Source organism: Halalkalibacterium halodurans, from assembly GCF_004376175.1.
Classification (GTDB): Bacteria; Bacillota; Bacilli; order Bacillales; family Bacillaceae_D; genus Halalkalibacterium; species Halalkalibacterium halodurans.
The window spans coordinates 37,627-45,371 of record NZ_SNUY01000013.1; the positions used below are offsets into that span (position 1 = coordinate 37,627).

Annotated in this window: 5 protein-coding genes; all 5 read right to left on the reverse strand. The window is 42.9% G+C overall.

The features are described 5' to 3' along the window. Positions 1-176: 176 nt before the first annotated feature. The 5 genes from lacZ to E2L07_RS06510 all read right to left on the reverse strand — a co-directional run bounded on the left by lacZ (position 177) and on the right by E2L07_RS06510 (position 7,408). Positions 177-3,221 (reverse strand): beta-galactosidase, LacZ type, encoded by a 3,045-nt coding sequence (gene lacZ, locus E2L07_RS06490; protein WP_134229167.1) that lies wholly within the window; start codon positions 3,219-3,221, stop codon positions 177-179. A 55-nt stretch (positions 3,222-3,276) separates the two neighbouring features. Next, the gene (locus tag E2L07_RS06495; protein ID WP_134229168.1) at positions 3,277-4,095 is read right to left on the reverse strand and encodes a carbohydrate ABC transporter permease; all 819 of its coding nucleotides are present in this window, start codon (positions 4,093-4,095) and stop codon (positions 3,277-3,279) included. After that, positions 4,092-4,952, reverse strand: a complete 861-nt coding sequence (locus E2L07_RS06500; protein ID WP_328034262.1) for a carbohydrate ABC transporter permease — start codon at positions 4,950-4,952, stop codon at positions 4,092-4,094. Before E2L07_RS06500 ends, E2L07_RS06495 begins: the two co-directional genes overlap by 4 nt. A 137-nt stretch (positions 4,953-5,089) precedes the next feature. Further along, the gene (locus E2L07_RS06505) at positions 5,090-6,367 is read right to left on the reverse strand and encodes an ABC transporter substrate-binding protein (protein ID WP_134229170.1); all 1,278 of its coding nucleotides are present in this window, start codon (positions 6,365-6,367) and stop codon (positions 5,090-5,092) included. A 135-nt stretch (positions 6,368-6,502) separates the two neighbouring features. Continuing rightward, positions 6,503-7,408: a sensor histidine kinase gene (locus tag E2L07_RS06510; protein WP_243854922.1), complete on the reverse strand. Its 906-nt coding sequence runs from the start codon at positions 7,406-7,408 to the stop codon at positions 6,503-6,505. Positions 7,409-7,745: the final 337 nt, after the last annotated feature.

The window sequence follows — 7,745 nt, forward strand, 5'->3', positions numbered from 1 at the left end:
AATACTATACTCGTACAGCCAAATAATACGAGTAGCACCGGAAGTAAAAAAGACATTCGTTGTTTTCATCGTGACATCATTACCAACTTTTCTTGGCACATCATTTAGTAAATGATGACTACCGCATAGTTGCACAACAAGTTCAGCTTTGACAACCCCCCCTACCATTTGCACGGTTACACTCGATTGATATCAAACACGAATTCTTGATCTTGATCCGCTTTCAGCACATATTCATCGTGAACGGGTGCACCCCAGCTATCATCTCCTCCAACACCCATTTGTTTACCTGCCACATTCACAACCGTATAATGAACGTTTGGCAGCTCATATGGATGGCTTGCCTGTTCAAGCTCAAATGCGGTGTAAGGGGAGATTTGGCATTCAATTGGCTCCTCCACCGAACGGACCTCGATCCCTTGCCCGTTTGCATCGAGGATTTTCACGGAGCGGACCCCTGTTCGGTTTCCAGATTCTTGCGGGGTTACGTATTGTGAGAGATTGTTTTCCACTTTGTTTTTGAATGTGCAAAGCCTTGCCCCTGTTGCGCGATCTGCGTAATTTTCTTCCGGACCTAACGAGTACCATTGCAATTGCTCATAATCGGCTGGTAGTTTAAAGGATAAAGCAAAGATCGGTAGCTGTGGTAAGGGTTCGTCTCCTTTGCTGGCTTCATACGCGGAGCGAATCCGAAGGCTGCCGTCTGGAAACACCGTATAACCGACCTTTACTTCGATTCGATCACTTATGGAAAAATGATAGGTGAAAAGAACCGATACATATTCATCTTTCTCTTCGACCTCCACGTTCACGCATTTTCTCGCTAAACTTGCCGCATACCAAATGCCTGAATGATAAAGCTGGGAACATCCTTTATCGTTGTCCGTCGTTGCTCGCCAGAAAAGTGGCATCGGTGGCTGCTCAATCATTTCTTTGCCCGCATAGTGAAGCGACACGAGACTCCCAACCGCTTTGGAAAAGAGGACGGAAAAGTCTTCCCCATGGATGCCGATGTTTACATCACCATGCACAACCTTAAGTGCTCCTCTTGCGTTCCTTTCTTTTTCGATCGCTCCCATCCGGTATACATGCTGACCAAACGCAACCTCATGTCCTTTCTCAGCCCACAGTTGGTCCTGCTTTAAAGTAAGCATTGTGTGGATGCAATACTCTCCAGGTTCATTCATCCCCTGTTCAGGCCAAGCAAACGAAAAGTACATTTCTTCCTGCGGAGCTACAGATACATCTTGCTTTTTCCGATAGAGCTCTGTCCCTTCCCAATATAATGCATACTCTAATTGATAAGCTGATGTATCGGTGAACAGATTTTCATTTTTCACGAGCACTCCCTCGCGATCTGGCACTAGCTTGATGTTTTGATATAAAAACTTCACTTCTTGCATTTTTGGTGACGGCTTCCGGTCAGCATATACAATGCCGTTTGCACAAAAGTGATAGTCTGTTGGCCTATCGCCAAAATCTCCGCCGTATGCAAAGTATTCCTTCCCGAAGCGATCTTTCTTCAAAAGCGCTTGGTCAATATAATCCCAAATGAAGCCTCCTTGATACATCGGGTATTTCTGTTCCAACTCTGTATACTTGTGCATGCCACCTAAAGAGTTCCCCATCGCATGCATATATTCACAGCTAATGTACGGCTTTTTCGGATCGTTCGTTAAATAGTCCTCAATGTCTTTTGGTTTTGCATACATTCGACTTTCCATATCGCTCGTGTCGTCATAAGCTCTCGCATGAAACACACCTTCATAATGTACGAGACGACTTGGATCGACCGATTTAAAATAGCGACTCACATTCAGAATAACCTCGCCTGCATACGATTCATTTCCGCACGACCAGATAAGGATCGATGGGTGATTTTTATCTCTTTCAAACATGGAGACGGCTCGGTCCATCACGATCGGTTCCCACTCCAGATGATTCCCAGGAATGTTCCAGGATGGCTCTACCTTCCCTAACTTTTGCCACGAGCCGTGGGTTTCTAAATTCATCTCATCAATGACGTAGAGACCGTACTCGTCACACAATTGATACCACTCACTATTGTTCGGATAATGAGAAGTACGAACGGCGTTAATGTTATGCTTTTTCATCGTCTTTATATCTTCAAGCATGTCTTCTTTTGTCACGACACGCCCTGTTCGCCCATTAAACTCATGGCGGTTCACGCCTTTAAAGACAATCCGCTTGCCATTCAAAGTCATGATGTTATTTACGAGTTCAAATCTTCTAAATCCAACCTTTTGTGGGACGACCTCTATTAATGTCCCCTTTTCATTAAATAGTTTCAAAAACAGCTTGTATAAATAAGGATCCTCCGCACTCCATAATGCTGGCGAATCTACGCTCATGGACACAGTCGCTTGATCATGATTCGTTTTTATATCCGTCGTTGCGATGACCGCTCCTTCAGCATCGTACAATTCAGCAACGATCATCACCTCTTTCTCTTGGGATCGTTTTAGTTCAAGTGTTGTTTCAAGGATACCTGTTTGCAACGAACGGTCTAGCTCGGCGCGAACGTGCATGTCATATACGTGGATGTTCGGAATCGTGTATAAGTAGACGTCGCGAAAAATACCAGAAAATCTCCAGAAATCTTGATCCTCTAACCAGCTACCAGTCGAACGTTGATACACTTCAACACATAGTTTGTTTTCCCCCTCCACAGCATACGGGGTCAGGTCAAATTCTGCCGGCGTAAAACTATCCTCACTATAGCCAACAAACTCCCCATTGAGCCAAACGTAAAACGCTGTTTCCACCCCTTGAAAGGAGATAAAGAGAGGGTGGTTCGACATGTTATTCGGAATATCAAAATACTTGACATAGCTGCCAACTGGATTATCATCTTCCGGAATTTCCGGCGGGCGAAGGTGGTGGTGACCGTCCCATGGATACATCGTGTTCACATATTGGGGCTTCCCGTACCCTTGTAGTTGAATATGCCCTGGTACGAGAATATCGTCCCAACATTTACAATCAAAACCGAGCTGGTAAAACTCCTTTGGCCGAGTATTCGAATTGATCGCATAATGGAACTTCCAATGGCCATTTAACGAATGGCGCATGGACATTGGCGGTTCTTTTTTCGCTTCTTCCACCGTTTCATAATATACATGATCAGAATGGGCCGGAAGCCGATTGACGGCAAATACATTCACATCGCGAAGCCAGCTTACGTTTGAGTGCGTTTTCAAAAGAGATCACTTCCTTCATCATTTACTAGTTCTATATATTTTCTATTACTATCGATTATCCTTTCACCGAGCCCATCATTCCGGCAACAAAATGTTTCTGCATGAGGAAAAAGACGAGCGCTGTCGGTAAAGTGGCGATGACAATGGCCGTCATGATCACCCCATAATCTGGCGCGTAACCCGCTCCTAAGTTCGATATCAACAAAGGGATCGTCTTTTTATCGGGTGACTGCAAAATGACTAGTGGCCATAAAAAATTATTCCAGCTCGTCATAAACGCAATGATCGCAGCAGCTGCATATGTCGTTTTCATGGACGGAACATAAATTCGCAAGAAAATGCCAAGTTCACTTAGGCCATCGATTCGTCCCGCCTCAATGAGCTCCTTCTGAAACATTTTCGTGTTTTGCCGAAAAAAGAAAATGAAAAAGGCTGTCGTAATAGTTGGTAAGATAACGGCTGCGAGCGTATCGATCCCGATCATAGGAAGCGTATTCGTCACACTGCCAAAGAGACGGTACAGCGGAATCATAATCGATGCAAACGGGATCATCATTGATAACAATAAAATGGTAAACACCCGATCTTTTCCCGGACTACGATAGATTTCAAATCCATACCCAGCAATGGAGGAAATCAGCAAGGTTAAAAATGTTGTAACCAAAGCGATGATGGTTGAATTAAGTAACGCTGATACGATATCAACGGTTTCAAACAACGTGCGGATATTTTCAAACAAGTGGCTACCAGGTAAAAGTCGTCCTCTTGTAACATCAATCGATTCGTTGGTCATGCTAACGACCATCCATAGGAATGGGAAAATACATATGAACGAAGATACACTTAAAAATAAATAGATAAACGCTCGCTTCATTTTTTCTCACCTGCCACTTTAAATTGAACGATCGACAAGACGATAACTAGCATGACAATCACATAGGAGACTGTAGAGGCATAGCCGAAATCTGGGGTATATTCAAACGATAGGTTATAAATATACTGTGAAATTGATAGAGTAGCATTTCCCGGACCCCCATTCGTAATGTTCACGACCTCATCAAAAATTTGCAACGTTCCAATCGTCGATGTGATAGATGTAAACAAAATGATCGGCTTCAACATAGGAATCGTAATTTTCGTGAATTGCTGAAAGGGTGTAGCTCCATCGATTTTCGCTGCTTCATAAATAGATTGGTCTACATTTTGCAGAGAGGATAAATAGAAAATCATATTGTACCCTGTCCATCTCCATGTTATCGCAACAATGATCGTCACTTTCGCCCAAAAAGGGTCAGATAACCATTGAATCGGCGCTGAGATAAGCGAAACATTAAGCAAAAATTGATTGACAAGTCCGTCCATGCCAAATAAATATTTGAATATGACGGAGTATGCGACGAGAGACGTCACACACGGCAGGAAAATGGCGATTCTAAAAAAACTCCGAAACTTTAGTGTCGCATCATTCAGTAGAACCGAAAAGATCAGCGCCAAAACGATCATTAGCGGAACTTGAATGAGTAAATAGAGCAACGTATTTTTTAAAGCCGTCAAAAACGTAGGGTCATTGAATAAACGTATATAATTAGCCAATCCTACATATTCGAGATTGGCCCCCATTCCTGATTGAAACGATAATAGCAGCGCCTGAAGCATTGGGTAAAAATAAAAGATCGTAATCGCAGCTACTGCTAGACTGATAAAGAGCCAGCCCGTGTTTTGTCTGTTCATGCCTCTCCTCATTGTTTCACTCCTCCCAATTTGAATCGTGACGTTCCACTTCTTTAAGTGCAAAAATAAGCCAGAGTCGCGCCAGCAAAGGAATGACAAAACGTAATGGCGACGACTCATGGCTTCTATAGGCGTTCCTATTTCAGTTGGGCTTCCGCTTGCGATTGGGCTTGATTTAATACGTCTTCAAGCTCTTTACCGTTTAAATAATCTTGCATGGCAGCAACTAAAATGTCTTCTATTGAGTATGTGTGCATTCCATAATTGACGCCCTTAATGTCGTCCGTCCATTTTGAAAACGCTTGGATGATGTTTTGACCACCGAAGTATTCATCCTCACTTGAAAAATCGTCTTCTACTAGTGCCGGGAGATACGTACCGATTGCACCGATCTCTTTTACGAGTTGCTTATAAAAATCGGTATTCGCACCAAACGTATCGGCAAGAAATGCAGCTGCCTGTTCCTTGCCGTCCACATTTAAGACATACCACGAGCTTCCACCTAGGTTTGAGGCGTTGACAGCCCCCTCCATGTCTAATCGCGGAATCGGGACAACCGCCCAGTCCCCAGCCTGAGACTCTTCCGCTTTAACGCTCGCCGTGATCCAGTTCCCGGTCGGAACGGTCGCGACCTCTCCGTTATTAAAGGCGGCCACAAACTGACTCCAATCGGAATTGATTTTCACAATGTTTTCTTCCATCATCTGTTTATAGAGTTCAAATGCTTTGGTTAGCCCTTCATTGTTGGCGATATCAGGCGTAGTACCATCCTCTTCCACATACCAAGATCCAACCGTTTGAATCATGACACGAACGATCCCTAGATCATTTGGATCAAGAGTAATCATGTCAACTCCTGTTTTTTCTTTCACTGCTTTTCCGATTTCCACATACTCTTCCCATGTAATGTTCGTCACATCGTCTACTGTGTAGCCGGCTTCTTCTAAATATTCGGTTCGAACGTAAAGGCCTGTGACACCCGAATCAAACGGCACGCCGTATTGTTTCCCGTCAAGACTCGTGGTTGCCACTTTGTAGCTTGCAAACTCATCAGGATTGATATAATCATCTAACGGATAAAAAGCGTCCGGATAGGCTTGTAAAAAGCTTTGAGCCCTATAATCTTCAATTAAAACAATGTTCGGCATCCCTTTCATTGTTCCGGAACTAAGGCCCGTGTTTAATTTTTGAATGATGTCATCTTGGGCATTTTCAATCGTTTCCAGCTCAGTCTCTCCGGCAAAATAGTCCTCCGCCATATCCAATGCGGCAATGTTGAACCTAGGGTCCCACGCCCACGCGGTGATTTTATCTACCTCTGTTATCTCCCCTTCGCCCCTTGACTCAGTACCTGAACAGGCAGACATCGTGAGAAGGGTACCTAGCAACAAGATGAGCCACTTCCATGTTTTCATTTAAATCCCCCTTTTCTTGAAAGCGCTTACTAACTTGATTAAATAATACCTCACGACCAAAACAAACGGATAGAAACATCTTTAGATCGTGGTTTCATTATTTTTAGATCATGATCAGCAGCACTTGTACAATCTTTAGAAATTTGTACTTTTCTTAGATGATTCATTTGGTAAAAGGGGTAAAATGACATGGACGACGGTGCCAGTCCCAACTTTACTCGTCATCTCAACACCGTAATCTTTTCCGTAAAGCAATTGAATCCGCTCATGGACGTTACGCACTCCGATCCCGTGAAACAACTGGCGCTTTCCGTGATAACGGCTTGACAAGCTCACTTTCTCCAAATCCATCCCATCCCCGTTATCAACAATTTCAAACACAAGCTTTTCGTCCTTCACAGCCGCCATCACCTGAATAAAGCCTTCTTTCTTTTTATTAAACGCATGGAAAAATGCATTTTCGATAAATGGTTGGAGGACAAGCTTTGGCATCTGATAAGGCAAGCATTCTGGCGATACGAAATAATGGACTTTAATACGCTCCCCGTATCTTGCTTGATTGATCAAAACGTATTTTCTAATGATCGTTAGCTCCTGTTCAACGGTGATCGTTTCATTAATATGGCCTAGCGCATTTTGCAGTAGCGTAATTAACGCAAAGATTGTGTCTGCTGCTTTTTCTTTATCCCCCTGCTGAACCATAAACTTTACAGACGTTAACGTATTGTATAAAAAGTGAGGATTGATCTGATGCTGTAATGCTTTGAGCTCCGCTTTTCTTTGCTTTTGTTCCGTTTCAACGACAAGGTCCACATATTCTTGTAGTTCACGAAGCATGTCGTTAAAGGCGTTTGCGATTTGTTCTGTTTCATAACCACCGGAAGCTACTAACGGGCGTTTAAAATGATACTTGGCCATATTTGAAATTTGCTCAACGACGTTCGTTAACGATTTGGTCATTCTTCTTAAAAGGATAAAAATGATAAAGACCGACAAGACGATGATTCCGATAATAATGAAATAGATTCCTAGATTATTCACCAAAAAATCCAAAATTCTCCCAAACAAATATGTACCAAGTGTTCTCTCTACTGGTACCTTTCACCTAAAAAGTGAAAAAAGAGTACAAAAAAAGGGAAGCCTCTGTTATGTTTAAAGTGTCTAAACCAAACAAATGGAGGTTCCCTTATGCCTACTTTAAGAGCTTGTTCAAAAAGCACCTTTTTAATCAAATCATAACTAGAAAATCAGTTGACTACACTTCCATTAATGGTAATGAAAGTAAAATAATTTCAGACAAAAAAATGTACCTTCGCCCCACTCAAAATCGCACCTAAAAAAGGGTAGACTTCTCCCTTGGACCATAGACAATTTTTTG

What these genes read in the sequence shown, in the direction of transcription:
- E2L07_RS06500 (WP_328034262.1), bottom strand. Translation starts at nt 4,952, where the DNA reads ATGAACAGACAAAACACGGGCTGGCTCTTTATCAGTCTAGCAGTAGCT.
- E2L07_RS06505 (WP_134229170.1), bottom strand. Translation starts at nt 6,367, where the DNA reads ATGAAAACATGGAAGTGGCTCATCTTGTTGCTAGGTACCCTTCTCACG.
- E2L07_RS06495 (WP_134229168.1), bottom strand. Translation starts at nt 4,095, where the DNA reads ATGAAGCGAGCGTTTATCTATTTATTTTTAAGTGTATCTTCGTTCATA.